The sequence below is a fragment of the Rhizobium sp. NZLR8 genome (assembly GCF_019685025.1).
Classification (GTDB): Bacteria; Pseudomonadota; Alphaproteobacteria; order Rhizobiales; family Rhizobiaceae; genus Rhizobium.
In genome coordinates, this window is the sequence record NZ_JABDVY010000001.1 from 654456 (window position 1) to 669824 (window position 15369).

The 15369-nt window shown below is 60.5% G+C and carries 16 protein-coding genes (1 of these 16 cut by a window edge); 5 read left to right on the plus strand and 11 right to left on the minus strand.

The genetic code is table 11. The features are described 5' to 3' along the window. The first annotated feature begins 164 nt into the window (after positions 1 to 164). Complete coding sequence (locus tag HJB89_RS03095; RefSeq protein ID WP_221148910.1) at positions 165 to 2534, plus strand: DUF1989 domain-containing protein; 2370 nt, start codon at positions 165 to 167, stop codon at positions 2532 to 2534. A 109-nt stretch (positions 2535 to 2643) separates the two neighbouring features. Here the strand turns inward: HJB89_RS03095 and HJB89_RS03100 are convergent, their stop codons facing one another. Then, positions 2644 to 3876 carry a TetR/AcrR family transcriptional regulator gene (locus tag HJB89_RS03100; protein ID WP_221131943.1) on the minus strand — a complete coding sequence of 411 codons (1233 nt, stop codon included), beginning with the start codon at positions 3874 to 3876 and terminating at the stop codon, positions 2644 to 2646. 137 nt (positions 3877 to 4013) lie between these two features. Between HJB89_RS03100 and HJB89_RS03105 the strand changes: the two genes are divergently transcribed. From HJB89_RS03105 to HJB89_RS03120, 4 genes are all read left to right on the plus strand, one after another. Next, positions 4014 to 4802, plus strand: a complete 789-nt coding sequence (locus HJB89_RS03105) for an enoyl-CoA hydratase/isomerase family protein (protein ID WP_221117758.1) — start codon at positions 4014 to 4016, stop codon at positions 4800 to 4802. Positions 4803 to 5134: 332 nt separating this feature from the next. After that, on the plus strand, positions 5135 to 5344 hold the full coding sequence (locus tag HJB89_RS03110) for a cold-shock protein (RefSeq protein WP_003548109.1): 210 nt from the start codon (positions 5135 to 5137) through the stop codon (positions 5342 to 5344). Between the two features lie 222 nt (positions 5345 to 5566). Next, positions 5567 to 5791, plus strand: coding sequence for a hypothetical protein (locus HJB89_RS03115; protein ID WP_207585635.1), 225 nt, complete (start codon positions 5567 to 5569; stop codon positions 5789 to 5791). A gap of 143 nt (positions 5792 to 5934) precedes the next feature. After that, positions 5935 to 6315, plus strand: coding sequence for a DUF6481 family protein (locus HJB89_RS03120; protein ID WP_207585636.1), 381 nt, complete (start codon positions 5935 to 5937; stop codon positions 6313 to 6315). 41 nt (positions 6316 to 6356) lie between these two features. Here the strand turns inward: HJB89_RS03120 and minE are convergent, their stop codons facing one another. The 10 genes from minE to purU all read right to left on the minus strand — a co-directional run. Beyond that, entirely contained in the window at positions 6357 to 6617 is a 261-nt protein-coding gene (minE, locus tag HJB89_RS03125; protein WP_003548116.1) for a cell division topological specificity factor MinE, read from the minus strand. Further along, positions 6614 to 7429, minus strand: coding sequence for a septum site-determining protein MinD (gene minD / locus HJB89_RS03130; RefSeq protein WP_207585319.1), 816 nt, complete (start codon positions 7427 to 7429; stop codon positions 6614 to 6616). Before minD ends, minE begins: the two co-directional genes overlap by 4 nt. A 79-nt stretch (positions 7430 to 7508) precedes the next feature. Then, complete coding sequence (gene minC / locus HJB89_RS03135; RefSeq protein WP_207585320.1) at positions 7509 to 8228, minus strand: septum site-determining protein MinC; 720 nt, start codon at positions 8226 to 8228, stop codon at positions 7509 to 7511. A gap of 210 nt (positions 8229 to 8438) precedes the next feature. Beyond that, positions 8439 to 9041, minus strand: coding sequence for a PAS domain-containing protein (locus HJB89_RS33560; RefSeq protein ID WP_207585321.1), 603 nt, complete (start codon positions 9039 to 9041; stop codon positions 8439 to 8441). Between the two features lie 122 nt (positions 9042 to 9163). Continuing rightward, a complete protein-coding gene (locus HJB89_RS03145) occupies positions 9164 to 10501 on the minus strand; it encodes an NAD(P)-binding domain-containing protein (protein ID WP_221117760.1) in 1338 nt (445 codons plus the stop codon). A 109-nt stretch (positions 10502 to 10610) separates the two neighbouring features. After that, complete coding sequence (locus HJB89_RS03150) at positions 10611 to 11651, minus strand: DUF3445 domain-containing protein (RefSeq protein WP_207585323.1); 1041 nt, start codon at positions 11649 to 11651, stop codon at positions 10611 to 10613. A 33-nt stretch (positions 11652 to 11684) separates the two neighbouring features. Continuing rightward, positions 11685 to 12650: a PDR/VanB family oxidoreductase gene (locus HJB89_RS03155; protein WP_207585324.1), complete on the minus strand. Its 966-nt coding sequence runs from the start codon at positions 12648 to 12650 to the stop codon at positions 11685 to 11687. Next, positions 12647 to 13252 carry a dimethylamine monooxygenase subunit DmmA family protein gene (locus tag HJB89_RS03160; protein ID WP_207585325.1) on the minus strand — a complete coding sequence of 202 codons (606 nt, stop codon included), beginning with the start codon at positions 13250 to 13252 and terminating at the stop codon, positions 12647 to 12649. The genes HJB89_RS03155 and HJB89_RS03160 overlap by 4 nt, the downstream gene beginning before the upstream one ends. An 11-nt stretch (positions 13253 to 13263) precedes the next feature. After that, on the minus strand, positions 13264 to 14397 hold the full coding sequence (locus tag HJB89_RS03165; RefSeq protein WP_207585326.1) for an aminomethyltransferase family protein: 1134 nt from the start codon (positions 14395 to 14397) through the stop codon (positions 13264 to 13266). Between the two features lie 136 nt (positions 14398 to 14533). Beyond that, positions 14534 to 15369: the 3' portion of a formyltetrahydrofolate deformylase gene (gene purU, locus HJB89_RS03170; RefSeq protein WP_311044365.1), read on the minus strand. 43 nt of this gene lie beyond the right edge of the window; the window shows 836 of its 879 coding nt (coding positions 44-879); its start codon lies beyond the right edge, outside the window; the stop codon is at positions 14534 to 14536.

Consider the following 15369-nt stretch of genomic DNA (forward strand, 5'->3'; position numbering starts at 1 on the left):
GATGATTTTGGCGATCCGTGTTCCCGACGGATTCCCGAGTCTCAGCCCTTGATGCATAGTGAAGATATTTTCTTTTTAGTCAACATGACTTTACTTTCGCGAGACATTTTGTAACCTGTATGGGTGGTGCCCGAGGGCATGCCGATCCTCCCAATGAGGGCAGAATGCGAGAACTTCATCCTGCTATGACGGGCCTGCGGCCGGCAACCGCGAGCCTCGTGCGTTATCCGGGCATTCCCACCTTGCCGGAGGGAACGGAGCGCTACAGGGCAAAAGGCGGCGGATCGGTCGTGGTGCGTGTCGAGCCGGGCGACTGCGTCACTGTCATCGACAGCGAGGGCGGACAGGTTTGCGAGGTCTCTTTCCTCAACGAAAAGGGACGCTTCCTGGCGGCGGGTCTCGGAACGGCATTCAGCAATTCAGCCGAAGGTTTGAAGGCCATTCTTCAAGGGGAGGATGAGAGTGCTGCCCGCACCCGCGCAGCGCTTGAGCGGCGCGGCGCCGATCTTGCCGCGGCCGGAGCGCTCCGCATCTTCGGGGCGGGATCGAGCCCGGGCAGCCGGGCGGATTTCACGATTTCCATGAAGGGCCTGCTGATCGTCGCGGCACCGGCCGGCGCCATGTTGCCGGAGGCCCAAGATACGGCGACGCCGATCGAGATCAGGATCAAGCGCAGCCTGTTGATCCGCGACTACGCCTCCGCCCTGCCGGAACCGGCCGCCGACCCCATCGAGGATATCCGCATCCGGGCGGCGACCGCCGCGGCCTATTTCGTGCGTGCCGGCGAATTCATCCAGATCATCGATGTTTATGGGCGCCAGTGCACCGATTTCCAAGCTTTCGCCGCCCGCAAGGTCGACAAGGGCCTCGATCTCGCGCTTGATTCGACGGTTACCCGCACACTGCTCAGCCGCAGCTATCCTATGCCGGGCCTGCCCTCTAAGGCCTTCGACCGGGACTTCGAGCCGCTGGTCGAAATCGTCCAGGATACGGTCGGGCGCCACGATGCTTTCGCGACCGCCTGCAATTCGCGCTACTACGACGACATGGGTTATCCTGGCCACGTCAACTGCACGGACAATTTCAACGCGGCGCTGGCGCCTTACGGCATTGCCGGCCGCAAGGGTTGGGAAGCGCTGAACTATTTCTACAACACCAATATCGACCACAACAACCAGCTCTATCTCGACGAGCCCTGGTCGCGCCCCGGCGATTACGTGCTGATGCGGGCGCTCACCGATCTTGTCTGCGTCTCATCGTCCTGCCCCGACGATATCGACGCGGCGAACGGCTGGGATCCGACGGATATCCATGTCCGCACCTTTTCCGGAAAAGAAAAATTCTCACGAGCGGTGGCCTATCGCATGACCCCAGATGCCGACGCCGAACTGACGCGCGAAACCGCCTTCCATCCACGCCTCTCGACCCTGACGCGCGATTACACCGAATATCGCGGCTATTGGCTGCCGAACCGCTTTTCCGCCGAGGGACCGGTCGAGGAATATTGGGCCTGCCGCGAGCGCGCCGCCGTCATCGACCTTTCGCCCCTGCGGAAGTTCGAGGTGACTGGGCCGGATGCCGAGGAGCTCTTACAATATTGCCTGACACGCGACGTGCGCAAACTGTCGACAGGTCAGGTCGTCTATTCCGCCATGTGCTACGAAAACGGCGGCATGATCGATGACGGCACGCTCTTCCGCCTCGGCGACAAGAATTTCCGCTGGATCGGCGGCGATGATTTCAGTGGCATATGGCTGCGTCAGCAGGCCGAAGAAAAAGGCTTCAAGGCCTGGGTTCGCTCTTCGACCGACCAGATGCACAATATCGCCCTGCAAGGGCCGAAGAGCCGCGATATCCTGAAGGAGATCATCTGGACGGCGCCGCGCCAGCCGACGATCGGTGAGCTCGAATGGTTCCGCTTCACTGTCGGCCGCATCGGTGGTTTCGAGGGCGCGCCCGTCGTCGTCTCGCGCACGGGCTACACCGGCGAGCTCGGCTACGAGATCTTCTGTCATCCGAAGGATGCGCTGGCGGTGTTCGACGCGGTCTGGGAGGCGGGGCAGCCGCACGGGTTGAAGCCGATGGGGCTGGAGGCGCTCGACATGGTTCGCATCGAGGCAGGTCTGATCTTTGCCCATCACGAATTCACCGACCAGACGGACCCGTTCGAGGCCGGCATCGGCTTCACCGTGCCGCTGAAATCCAAGCAGGACGATTTCATCGGCCGCGAGGCGCTGATCCGGCGCAAGGAGCATCCGCGCCATCTGCTTGTCGGCCTCGACGTCAAGGCCAACGAGGCGGTCGGCCATGGCGATTGCATCCATATCGGCCGGGCTCAGGTCGGCGTCGTCACCAGTGCCACCCGCTCGCCGATCCTCGGCAAGACGATCGCGCTCGCCCGCATCGACGTCATGCATGCAAGTCCCGGCACCGAGGTCGAAATCGGCAAGCTCGACGGCCACCAGAAACGCCTGCCGGCGACAATCGTGCCGCTTTCGCACTACGACCCGCAGAAGACGCGACCGCGCTCGTAATGCATGCGTTCGACGGTGGTGTCGCAGATTGGTTCCTGGGAAAGCGATGATGTCTCCGCCTAAGGGCTTTATACCGATCGGTAAAGATACCAACAGCCCTTCGATAGGCCTAATCTTTACCGATCGATAAATCTGCCGACGCGGTCCACATGGTCAGGCTGCTCTCAACGAGCGCCTCCAGCTCGCTTGGGCTTGCGCCGGCCCCTCCCTGCGCGAGAATGCCGTGCATCAGGGATTGGACGAAACGCACGAGACCGTCGACATTGACCGTCGGCAACAGGTCGCCCTCGCGTTTGGCCCGCTCAAACCTTGCGGCGAGCAGGTCGCGCCCGATGGCCTGGCGCCTGAGGACCTCGATGCGGATCGCCTGCGCCTCGTCACCTCCCTGCATCGCGTTAAGAACCATCAGGCAGCCGCGCGGTTGTTCCTCGTCCAACTGGTCGCGTAGCGCCCCCCTGAGGAGTGCCTCGAAAACGCCCCGCGCCGTCGGGGTCTGGAGTGCCTCGGTCATGTAGTCTTTCCGAAGAGACTGGTAGAGGTCGAGAGCCTTGAAAAAGAGCGCTTCCTTGTTGCCGAACGCGGCATAGAGACTTGGGCGGGTGATCCCCATCGCCTCGGTGAGATCACTGAGCGACGCGCCGGTAAAACCCCTGGTCCAGAAGAGCTTCATGGCAGCATCGAGTGCCGCATCTGCACTAAACCTTCGCGGGTCGCGGCTTCGCTCCCCCGCCGGCGGCGAACCCCCTGTACGAATGTTCGTAGCGGCTGCGACGTCCCTGATTGCCCGCCACGCCGCTACCGCCTGCTCGGCAGCCTCTCGCAGGTCGCCGTGCGGTGCCCCGCCGGCGGCCTTCATGGCGAGACCGCCGAGCACCGCCGTTACGTAGCTCGCCAACCGTGAGGTATCAGCCTCTGCCGGGAGGTCGCCCGCCCGCTTCGCTTCTTCGAACCGGTCTCGTAGTTTCAGCTCTGCTGATTGGCGGCGATGCAGCAGCGCAGGCGGGATGTCTGCATTCTCCGCTCCCATCGCCAAACCCGCATGGACGAGAACGCGGCTCGACGTCTGCTCCGGCGAGGTCGTCAGCAAGCGTTTGACGACTCCTTCGGCCGTCGGAGCGGCGAGCGCCCATGCCCAGTGCTCGTCCTCGCGAGCGCTGCAGCGCCTGAGAACGGCGTCGAAGAGCCCGCGTTTGCTTCCAAAGGCGGCGTAGATGCTGGGTGAGTTCAGGCCCATCGCGGCCGTCAGCTCCACCATGGTTGAGCCGTGATAGCCATGGCGGCTGAACACGTCCGCCGCGCGATCCAGCACTTCACTTTCTTCGAACGTACGAGGACGGGCCATTGCCAACCACCATTCTGTAATGTACGTAACATAATAGGCTCGATAGCCAACGCCAAGCGCGGCGTGCGGTACCAGCCGTTTTGTAGCAGGCGTTCTGCCTGCCTGGCTATAAGTGTCAGTAAATTAGGAGATAAGACATGAGTTCGTTCCGTTTCGAGCAGCATGGTATGGTGGGCAAGCTGATCTTGCTCGGTGACGCGGCCAGCGAGCCGGGAGCCGATTATCCCTCGTCGCTGAGGGCTGGCGTGCGTCAGGCATACGAAAGCGACATCCGCGTTCTTCATGTGACTTCCGCGTCCGGCAGCTTCGCCATAGCAGATAACCCAGGTGACATTGGAGGCAAGGGATCGAAATTCCTGGAAGCGTTCGCCGCCGATGTTTTGGCTTCGTTGCGCGCGATTGAGGAATTGCCGATACCGACGGTTGCCTCTGTAAGCGGAATGGCGCTGGGCGGTGGTTTTGAACTCCTTCTCGCATGCGATTTTCTCGTGGCGGCAGAGTCGGCACACCTTTTCTTCCCGGAGGGAATGGTCGGTGGAGTTCCCATGACCGGCGGAGTGCAGCGACTTGCCGATCGCGTCGGCAGTGCGCGCGCCACGCGCCTGGTCCTGCTCTCGGAGATGATATCCGGCAAGGCCGCGTTGGATCTGGGTGTCGCAACCCACCTTGCTCCTGACGCCGAACTGGAGAAGGTCACGGAAGATCTCCTGCAGCGCCTCGCGAACGGACCGACCCTTGCCTACGGGAAGATGCGCTCGCTCATCCGGGCCTGGTCGTCGGGCGGTGTGTCGGCCGCAGACGTCATTACCCTCCAAGTCACCGCTGGTATCCTCGACACCAGGGATGGCGCAGAGGGAATGGCCGCTGCAACTGCGGCTATCCGGAAAGGTGAGCCGATCCCACAGATCCGGTTTTCCGGACGGTAGCTGCATCAAACTTTGATCATCATTCCTCCGAGTTAGGCAGCGGCTCGTCTGCTGCTTAATATCGGCCCGATACCACGGGGGAAGAGCCGGCTCTGCGGCGATGTGTAAAGCCGCTGAGATACAACCATTTAGAGAATATCGAGTTTCGAAGAACTGAAAGTTGACAAATTCGAGTTCAATGATTATATCCGGATAGTCGATATTGCTTGTTTGACTTTTGTTATCGCACGCCGACAACGTGCCCTGGACGAACTTCCCTCTTCAAAATCGAGATTATCATCCGTCGTGCATCTCGCACGTGCGGCCTGTCAATTGCTATGAAAGGGTTTGTTATGACCACTGGCACAGTTAAATGGTTCAATTCCACCAAGGGCTTCGGCTTCATTCAGCCTGACGACGGTGGCGCTGACGCCTTCGTTCACATCTCGGCCGTTGAGCGCGCCGGCATGCGTGAGATCGTCGAAGGCCAGAAGATCGGTTACGAGCTTGAGCGCGATAACAAGTCGGGCAAAATGTCCGCTTGCAATCTTCAAGCTGCTTAAATTGATATCTGCTTTCCTTTGACCACGGATGTACTGGCACTGTTGAAAGCGTGATACCGGCGAGGTCAGGCAAGTTGCCTGGCCTTTTTGTTGCGTTCGCTGAGCGAACACTGCATCATTCCTTAAATCGGAATCGGTTTAAGGAATGACGCAGCAATTCCAAGCGTTCCACCGTCCTTTGCTAAAAAGACGCGCGGCGCTTAAATGAAATCCAGGACGAATATGTCAGATACACACAGCAAATCACGCCAACAGGCGGAGATCGCTTTCGGAAACGCACAATCGCAATTCTTGGCGAGAAGCCGCGCGGTGGAAGAGATCGATCAGACCGTTCGCGCCCGCGAGGAAAAGACCTTGAGACTGCGCGAAGCCCGTGAAGCGAAGGAATTGCAGGATCGCGCGAGCGCGGCCGCCGGCCCTGCCGTGAAGCGAAAAAAGAAAATTTGATTCAAGATCTAGATGATTACACGCCGGATTGGCATAATACTGTCCAGATCCAAATCGAGAAATAGAGCATAGGGTCATCCGAAGAGCCCCACCGGTTTCGGCGTCATGCTCTAGTGTCGCAGTCAAACAGTCAGGTAACAGATTTGAAACACGCCAAAAACAACGAGCTTTCCGATCGTCGCAGCGCCGCTGCCGAAGCCAAGGCGGCTCTCCTCAATGCGTTTCGTACCGCCAAGGATACGGCCGAACCCACGCGGATCGCAAAGCAGGCGGAGCGTCAAGCCGTCGCCGAAGCCCGGGAAGAACGGCGCGCCGAGCGGGAGCGGGTAAAGCGTGAGGAACTGGAGCGGGCTCAAGCCGCAGAAGCTGAACGTCAGGCGGCCGCCGAGGCCGAAGCACGTGCTGATGCCGACGCGCGCGAAGCGGCCGACAAAGACCGGATCGCTCGCGTGATTGCCGATGAAGCCGCCCGAAAGGCCGCACGCGACCTGCGTTACGCCAATCGAAAAGCCAGAAAGTCGTGATTGTCAGCGCTGCCTGTCGTCTGAACAGGCAGCGCCCTCTTTCAAGCGGCCTGCACGGCTGCATTCAACGGGATTTCGACATCGATCTCGAGCGTCGAGACGTATTCGTTGCGATCGATCGTCACCTGCACCTTGTCGTGGTCGAGCTGTACATGCTTGGCGATTACCGCGAGAATTTCCTCGCGCAGCAGCGTGACCAGGTCCGACCCGGCTGAAGAGCGCTCGTGGGCAAGAAGCACCTGCAGGCGTTCGCGAGCGGCCGGTGCGGTTCTCTGCTTGTTGAAAAGACGGAAAATATTCATGCCGCCCTCCGTCCGAAGATCTTGCCGAAAATATTCCGCTTTTCCTCAGGGATCGCCATCGGCAGGGTCTCGCCGGCGAGCCGGCGGGCCGCATCGAAATAGGCCATCGCAGCCGCGCTGCGGCTGTCTGCCAGCGTGACCGGCGCGCCGATGTTCGATGCACGCAGAACATCCATGCTTTCGGGCACGATGCCGAGCAGCGGGATGGACAGGATCTCCAGGACGTCGTCAACCTTGAGCATGTCGCCGCGCTCGGCGCGGTTGGCGTCGTAGCGGGTGAGAAGCAGGTGCTTTTCCATCCGCTCGCCGCGTTCGGCCTTGGCGGTCTTGGAATCCAGCAGGCCGATGATGCGATCGGAATCGCGTACCGACGAGACTTCCGGGTTGGTGACAACAACGGCAGCATCGGCATGGCGCATGGCAAGCGTTGCGCCGCGTTCGATCCCGGCGGGGCTGTCGCAAATGATCCAGTCGAAATAACGCCTCAGGTCAGTGATGACGCGCTCCACGCCCTCGGCCGTCAAATTATCCTTGTCGCGCGTTTGCGAGGCCGGCAGCAGGAACAACGTCTCAAGCCGTTTGTCGCGGATGAGCGCCTGGGTGAGCTTGGCGTCGCCCTGGATGACATTGATCAGGTCGTAGACGACCCTGCGCTCGGCGCCCATGATCAGGTCGAGATTGCGCAAGCCGACGTCGAAATCGACGACGACGACTTTTTCATTGCGTTGCGCCAGCGCCGCTCCCAATGCGGCGGTCGAGGTCGTCTTTCCGACCCCGCCCTTGCCTGACGTGACGACGATCACTTTCCCCATGTCTCTCTCCTTTGCCGTGGCGCAATTCAAAGTGTTTCAACGTCCTTTGCGCATCTTATGAAAGCGCGCGGCGCTGTCGTCAGATCAGTTTCTCTGCCATGATCGCGTCGTCTTCCAGCCAAAGCTGAACAGCTTGTCCGCGAAGATTGGAGGCCATGTCCTCGGCCATTTTGTAGATGCCGTCGATTGCAACCAGCTCGGCCTCGAGCTTGCGGCAGAAAATCCGCGCCGATGCGTTGCCGATGGATCCTGCCATGGCGCGACCGCGCAGCGCCCCGTAGATATGGACCGATCCTCCCGCAATGACCTCCGCGCCGGAGGCGACCGATCCGATGACCGTGACGTCGCCTTCCGGGAAGATCACCGATTGTCCCGAGCGCACGGGCTCCCTGATGACGATCGATTGCATCGCCGGACGGGGTTCGGCGGCTGCCTGTTTCCCGACCGGATCGACAGGCTCATTCGCCTGAACCTCGATGTCGGAAGCCGAGCGGCCGCCTTTGAGCGCCGGGGGCATGCCCGTGCCGAGCATGGAAGGCCGTGCGCCTTCGATACCCATGATGCTGACATTGCGCTTGGCAAGTTCGGCAATCAGGTCCTTCAGCTGCGGCCGGTCGATTTGCAGGTCCGTCAGGTCGAGCACGACAGGCCGTCCGAGGAAGAAGCCGGCCGAGCGCGCGGCCAGATCGTCCAGCCTGATCAACCAATCATCGATGGGAAGATCCGGGGACAGCATGACCGCGAGGAAAGAGCGGCCCTTGATGCGGATAGAGCGAGCGTCTGTTAGCACTTTGGTCATCTATGTGAAGAAATCGTTGACCATGTCTAGCGCGGCTATGGTTAACAAAAAGTTAACGCGGCCTTAACATTCCCCACAATGAGATAAGATACTTCAACCGCAAAACTGCGGCAAGTCCTTGAAAATGTGTTGTAATATCAGCAGGCGTAGAGCGGTTAACGATCCAGCCTTCGACCCGAGCCATAATTATTTCGCTGGCCGGGGAAACGCTCAGCCTTCCGCCTTGCGTTGTGCCTCGGAAATGGCGCGCGCGGCCTCTTCGGAGGAGTTGGCGAGCGAGCGCATCTCGGCGGCAAGCACGGCAAAGCCCGATCCGGCGGTGCCGGCGCGGGCCGCCTCGATGCCGGCATTGACGGCGAGCAGCTTCAGGTAGCGCAGCGATTGCAGGATCTCGTTGGTCTTCGAAGCGGTGACGCGCATGTCGGCGGTCCGTTCATCGATTCGCTGATAGAGCGATTCGATGTTGATGATGCTGCCTTCGAGGTAGAGAAGCTCGCCCTTTTGATCCCAGATGCCGCCGCCGGTCTCTGTCACCCAGATGAGATGACCCATTGCATGGCGGATGCGGTATTCCATCGTCCAGTCCACGCGCTTCTCCAGCGCCCGGCCGACGATTTCGTCCATCAAAGGCACGTCTTCCTCGTACATGATCGAGGTGAAGGTTCGCGTGCGGTTGCCGACGATTTGGTCGGGGGGATAACCGAAGATGCGCTCGATGCCGTCGGTCATCTCAAGCATCGTGTAGTTTTCATCGGCACGGCAGCGATAGAGAAAGCCGCTCATGCGTCCGAGAATGCTCGTTTGAAAATCCATGAAGACCACGTCCGAAGAGAAGAGTTGCAGATGGATTTATGTCGTCACGTTCCAAAGGCGTGGGCCGCAATATGCGGGACGAAGGTGTGCGAACACCTTGTCCCGCGGCAGTCTTCGCCCGATCAGTTGCGCAGATATTCCTCCTTGGAATCGTCGAGCGCGTCGACCCAGGGCGTGTGGTGCTTCGGCGACATGTTGCCGGTCATCAGCGATCGATAGGCATGGTCGCGAAAGCCCATGATATTGTGGGCCTTGTGATGTTCCCACTCCATGAAGGTCCGGTTGGTGCCTTCGATGTCGAAGGAGGGATAATCGGTCTCGGCAAGCAGTTCTTTCACATAATCGCCCTGATACCAGATCATCTGTTCGGCATCCTCGAGCGTCTCCTCGCGGGCGCGCCACATGTCGAAATTGGCTTTCAGCTCCTCTTGCGGCGGCAGCGCGATGCGGCCCATCATCACGTCGCGCGCCCACCAGGCCTGTACGTCGAACATGTTGAAAGTATAGAACTGGTCCTGCATACCGATATAGAAGAGCTGCGGGTTCTTATCGAAGATCACCCCCTTGTAGAGACTGTCCGCCCAAAGGCGGTTGGCGGTCTTCAGCCGGAGGTCGTCAGGCAGGAAGGGGAAGTGATGCTGGTATCCGGTGCAGAGGATTACCGCATCGACCTCCTTGGTCGAGCCGTCGAGGAAATGCGCCGTGCGGTTTTCGAGCCTGGTCAGCAGCGGCCGCTCCTCGAAATTCTCCGGCCATTTGAAGCCCATCGGCTTCGAGCGGTAACTCGTCGTCACCGATTTCGCGCCGTATTTCCAGCATTGCGAGCCGATGTCCTCGGCCGAATAGCTGCGGCCGACGAGTAGGATGTCCTTGCCCTTGAACTCCAGCGCGTCGCGGAAGTCGTGGGCATGCAGTACGCGGCCGTTGAAGGCCTTCACGCCCTCGAAATAGGGCACGTTCGGCGTCGAGAAATGACCTGATGCCACGACGACATAGTCGAATTCCTCGTCATACATCCGGTCCTCGACGCGGTTATGCGCCGTCACCGTGAATTTCTTCGTCGCTTCGTCGAAGCGGACCATACGCACCGGCGTGCTGAAGCGTACCCAATGGCGGACATTCGCCTTCTCGACACGGCCCTTGATATAATCCCAGAGCACGGCGCGCGGCGGATAGGAGGCGATCGGCTTGCCGAAATGCTCCTCGAAGGAATAGTCGGCGAATTCGAGGCATTCCTTCGGACCGTTCGACCAGAGGTAACGATACATGCTGCCATGGACCGGCTCACCATATTCGTCGAGGCCGGTGCGCCAGGTATAGTTCCAGAGCCCGCCCCAGTCCGACTGCTTTTCGAAGCAGACGATCTCCGGGATCTCGGCGCCCTTCTGGGCAGCCGATTGAAAGGCGCGCAGCTGCGCCAGCCCGGAAGGACCGGCACCGATGACGGCTACTCTTGTCATGAAGCATTCCCCTCTTGATTATGCGATATCGATTTACGAAAGAAATTCAAATCGTTACGGTGTTTTCCGCGCCTGAGAGATGCGCGGTGCTGGTGTGCATCGCGGCGCCTCAGTCGGGAAAGATGCCGGGGCTGGTCGGAGCGCCATCGTCATATTTGGATAGCCAGTCGATCGTCGTCTCGCGGAAACGGGTGAGGCCCTTATAATCGATGAGCTCTGGCGGCAGTGTCTTCAGCACGCGCGGGAAGCGCCGCGCCCACTTCGGCACGGTGACGAGTTCTTCCATGTTCATCAGGTAGCAACGGATGACGAAAAGGATGGCGTTGGAACGCGGCAGGCGCCAGAGGCTCTGCAGCTCGACGCGCAGATACACCTTCTCGCCGACATTGCCCGATGTCACGGTGGTGCGATCTGGACCCCATTTGTGATAATTCTCGGGGCTGGTGTCGAGCCGCGGATTGATCGTCATCGTCCAGTTGAACCGCCGTGTCGGCTTGCCTTGCTGCAGGTTCAACAGGAATTTCAGCGCCCGGTCGAAGACGCCGATCTGGTGGGCGAGCGGCACCGGCCCATGCCATTCCATGAAATTCATGCCGATATCGAAATCGAGCGACCAGTCGGCCTGCGTCGTTACCATGCCGGCATCCATCCACAGATTGCCGTCGCGTTGGTCGACGATGCAGAAATCGCCCTGGGCCTGGCGGGTGATGTATTCGAACGGCTCATAGGGCAGCGTCGAGGCATCGCCGAAGGTGAAGCTGTCGTCGATGCCGAGCGGGCGGTTGATCCAGCGCCACTGGTCGCCGTTGCGGATCAGCGTGAAATGGTCGGGATTACCCGCCGCCTGCTCTTCCATCAGCAGTTCCAGCGTATCCCATTGCGCGCTCATCATGTGCGGCAGGGCCTGATAGCGAAGCGGATCCTCCTTCAAAACAAGTGCCCGGTCGTGCATCTCGGCGACATAATGTTCGTCGACGTCGATCAGGTTTTCGAAGACGGTGCCCGCCCGGCCACGCACATGCGGCTCCATGTTGACGGAATACATGTATTCGTCGCGCTCGAAGGGAAACGGGAAGCGCCGGATGTTTTCGGGGCTGTTGCCGTAGCTGAAATCATTCCGGAAGGTTTCCTGCTTGAAGGCTATTGCCATATCGGTCTCCTTGTTCCGCTTCATCCGATGCCGTCAAAGATCGAGATGCAGCCTGTTTCCCTCGAAGCGGGAAACGCAGATCATCACCTTGCGGCCGGAGGCCTTTTCTTCGCTCGTCAGATAGACGTCATTGTGCAGCAGCTTGCCCTCGCAGGTGACGACCCCAGTCTCGCATTGACCGCAGGCGCCGCCGCGACAGAGGAAGGGTGCGTCGACGCCCGCCGCTTCGATCGCCTCCAGCATGCTTTCGTGATGGCCGACCTTCACGCTCTTGCCGGAGCGGATCAGCTCCATCGTGAAAGGCTTGCCGGGCAGCGACGACAGGAACCGTTCCGAATGCAGATTCTGTTCCGGCCAGCCGGCATTGACGCCGGTTTTCAGCACGCCATCGATCATCCCGGACGGGCCGCAGACATAGAGATGCGTACCGAGCGGCTGGCTGTCGAGCAGGCGCGTCAGGGGGATGGCGGCGCCTTCGGCGTCGCAATGGATCTTGATGCGATGGGAACCGTAGCGCTCCAGCAGTTGCCGCCAATAGGCGCCGCGATCGCGCGTGCGGATGGCATAATGCAGCTCGAAATTGGCGCCCTCGCGGGAGAACTGCTCCATCATCGCGATGAAGGGGGTAATGCCGATGCCGCCGGCGATCAGAAGATGCTTGCGTCCGCGCCAGTCCGGCTGGAAGAGATTGACGGGGTAGCTGACCCTCAGTTCGTCGCCTTCGCTCACCTTCTCATGCATGAACGTGGAGCCGCCGCGTGAATCCTCGACATGCAGCACGCTGATCTCATAGGCTGCGCAATCATGCGGCGGCGACATCAGCGAATAGGCGTTGCGGCGCATATGGCCGCCATCGTTCATCGAGACGATGATATGCGCGCCGCCGGAAAAATAAGGCATCGGCTTGCCGTCGAGGCGCTCGAAGCGGAAACGTTTGACGCGTTCGGCGATCGGGGTGATCCGCGCCACGCGGACGGGAATTTCTGTGCCGCCGCTCAAAGGAACAACTCCTCGGGGTCGGGCGCGCTGCCCGGTTCTTCCGCATCGATATTGACGCCCTGGAAGGCGGCGAGCCGGCGCGAATAATGATCGCGCACCAGAAGCGTCAACCCGCAATGGCTGCAGGTAAAGGGACTGGCGGTGACGTCGTCGGTAATGCCCTTGCAATGAACGCATTGCACGCGTCTGGCGAGCGACCCGCGGTGCTCGGTGATGACGGAGGCGTGGTCCATGCCGTAGTCGAGCGCCACCAGCATTGACTGGCCGATGAAGCCTTCGGTGCCCGCAATATAAAGCCGCGTGCCCATATGGGCGGTGGCAAGCGAGCCCTTCAATCGGAAGAGCAGTGTTGCGATCGTCGGGGCCGTGAAAAACATGTCGGCGCCGAGCTGGCGCAGTGCCTCGTCCAGGCCGGAACCTTGCGAGCCGCGGGCGACATAGAGGATTTCGCTGCGGGAAAGGGCGGTTTCGTCAAGCGCCGGCCGCTGGTCGAGGAGAGCCTTGGCACCCTCCCCTTCGAGTGCGAAAATGTGCCGCCGGGCGTGCGGCTGGATGGTCAGGCCCGTGTAGACTGGTCGGCTCTTGATGCCTGCAACGAGCATTTGCGTGCTCCTTAACCTACGGCAGTCCTCTTCTTCTTCTCCGGATCGTCGAAGGGGAGCGTGTGGGCGGTGGCGTTTGCCTTCACGGTCTTGCCGCGGACTTCGAGTTTCGTCCCATGCACCGCCTTGTCAACGTCAAGACGGGCAATCGCCATGGATTTCTTCGTCAGCGACGAATAGCTCGGGCAGGTAATGACGCCAACTTTCTTGCCATCGGCAAAAACGTCGTCGCCGAGATCGGCCGGTCCATCGGCATCGATCAGCATGCCGAAGATCTTGAAGCGTTCCTTGCCCTTGAGGCGGGCATGTTCCTCGGCGCCGCGGAAGCCCGTCTTGCCGGGGCTGACGGTGAAGTCGAGGCCGAGTTCCCAGAGGCTGTCGCCGGGCGGCTGGTCGGCGAAGGGATACATCTGCGAATTGTCGTAGGGGTAGAACAGCAGGTAGCTTTCGACGCGCAGCATGTCGAGCACGGAGAAGCAGCAGGGGATGATGCCCATCTCCTTGCCTTCCTCGACGATCCGGTCCCAGACCATGACGGCGTCCTGGCCGCGCACGAAGATCTCGTAGCCGCGTTCGCCGGTATAGCCGGTGCGCGAGATCATCACCGGTGCGCCGAACAGTGTCGTCTGCATGTGGTGGAAATATTTGAGATCGCGGATGCCCGGGACGTATTTGGCGAGATAGTCGACCGCGAGCGGACCCTGCAGCGACAGGTCATGCAGGTCGTCGTCGAAGAGCACGGCGCAATTTCGGCCTGCCGCCTGCCTGACGATCTCCTCGTGGCCGGAGCCGGAGCCGTGCACCAGCATCCAGGAGTTCGGGCCGGTACGATAGACGATGCAATCGTCGGTGAAGTGGCCGCGCTCGTTCAGCATGGTCGCATAGACCGAGCGGCCGGGATAGATCTTGGTCAGGTCGCGGGTGGCCATGGCGTCGAGGACGGCGATGGCGTGCGGGCCGACCAGGTGCACCTTCTTCAGGCCCGAGACATCCATGATGCCGGCCTTGGTGCGGACGGCGACATGCTCTTCCGACATGTCCTTGTCGTAGGTCCAGGCGGTTCCCATGCCGCTCCAGTCCTCAAGCTTCGATCCCAGAGCGCGATGCCGATCCGCTAGCACTGAGAAACGCCATGATAGAGCCATTCCCGTTCCCTCTTATTTCTTCTACGGAATATTTATTTCCTGAGTATATAAGTCTTTCGCGCCATGGCAACCCCGCCCGCCATGCATTTCCCCAAAACTTCTGTAGCCTCTGCGCGCCGCCGATTGATCCCCGCGATCAACCCATGCGTTCGGAGGCGTAGCTGCCGGGGCTTGCCGGGAAGACCACGGTGCGGTTGCCGTTGATGAAGGTGCGGTGATGGATATGGGCGTGGATGGCGCGGGCCAGCACCTGGCTTTCGACATCGCGGCCGATCGAGACGTAGTCGTCGGGCGACTGCGCATGGGTGATGCGCGCCGTGTCCTGCTCGATGATCGGGCCTTCGTCGAGATCGGCGGTGACGTAATGCGCCGTCGCCCCGATCAGCTTGACGCCGCGGCCGTAGGCCTGCTTGTAGGGGTTGGCGCCCTTGAAGCTCGGCAGGAAGGAATGGTGGATGTTGATGATCTTGCCCGACATCTTCTGGCACATCTCGTCCGACAGGATCTGCATGTAGCGGGCGAGCACGATCAGCTCGGTGCCGGTCTGCTCGGCCACCTCCATGATACGGGCTTCGGCCTGAACCTTGTTGGCCTTGGTGACCGGAATATGGTGGAAGGGAATGTCGTGGTTGACCACGACCTTCTGGTAGTCGAAATGGTTGGAGACGACGCCGACGATGTCGATCGGCAGCGCGCCGATCTTCCAGCGGTAGAGCAGGTCGTTGAGACAATGGCCAAAGCGCGACACCATCAGCAGCACCTTCATGCGCTTCTCGCTGTCGTGAAATTCGTAATCCATCGAAAAGGGGGCGGCGACCGGTGGAAAATCGGCGCCGATCTCGGTGCCCGAAAGACCCTCTTCCGAGATGAACGAGACGCGCATGAAGAACTTGCCGGTATCGAGATCGTCGAACTGCGAGCTGTCGATGATGTTGCAGCCCTTGTCGGCCAGATAACTCGAAATCGCCGCCA

Bases quoted from the DNA above. Each gene is read 5' to 3' on its own strand.
- HJB89_RS03095 (WP_221148910.1), top strand. From the start codon at position 165: ATGCGAGAACTTCATCCTGCTATGACGGGCCTGCGGCCGGCAACCGCG.
- HJB89_RS03100 (WP_221131943.1), bottom strand. From the start codon at position 3,876: ATGGCCCGTCCTCGTACGTTCGAAGAAAGTGAAGTGCTGGATCGCGCG.
- HJB89_RS03105 (WP_221117758.1), top strand. From the start codon at position 4,014: ATGAGTTCGTTCCGTTTCGAGCAGCATGGTATGGTGGGCAAGCTGATC.
- HJB89_RS03110 (WP_003548109.1), top strand. From the start codon at position 5,135: ATGACCACTGGCACAGTTAAATGGTTCAATTCCACCAAGGGCTTCGGC.
- HJB89_RS03115 (WP_207585635.1), top strand. From the start codon at position 5,567: ATGTCAGATACACACAGCAAATCACGCCAACAGGCGGAGATCGCTTTC.
- minE (WP_003548116.1), bottom strand. From the start codon at position 6,617: ATGAATATTTTCCGTCTTTTCAACAAGCAGAGAACCGCACCGGCCGCT.
- minD (WP_207585319.1), bottom strand. From the start codon at position 7,429: ATGGGGAAAGTGATCGTCGTCACGTCAGGCAAGGGCGGGGTCGGAAAG.
- minC (WP_207585320.1), bottom strand. From the start codon at position 8,228: ATGACCAAAGTGCTAACAGACGCTCGCTCTATCCGCATCAAGGGCCGC.
- HJB89_RS33560 (WP_207585321.1), bottom strand. From the start codon at position 9,041: ATGGATTTTCAAACGAGCATTCTCGGACGCATGAGCGGCTTTCTCTAT.
- HJB89_RS03145 (WP_221117760.1), bottom strand. From the start codon at position 10,501: ATGACAAGAGTAGCCGTCATCGGTGCCGGTCCTTCCGGGCTGGCGCAG.
- HJB89_RS03150 (WP_207585323.1), bottom strand. From the start codon at position 11,651: ATGGCAATAGCCTTCAAGCAGGAAACCTTCCGGAATGATTTCAGCTAC.
- HJB89_RS03160 (WP_207585325.1), bottom strand. From the start codon at position 13,252: ATGCTCGTTGCAGGCATCAAGAGCCGACCAGTCTACACGGGCCTGACC.
- HJB89_RS03165 (WP_207585326.1), bottom strand. From the start codon at position 14,397: ATGGCTCTATCATGGCGTTTCTCAGTGCTAGCGGATCGGCATCGCGCT.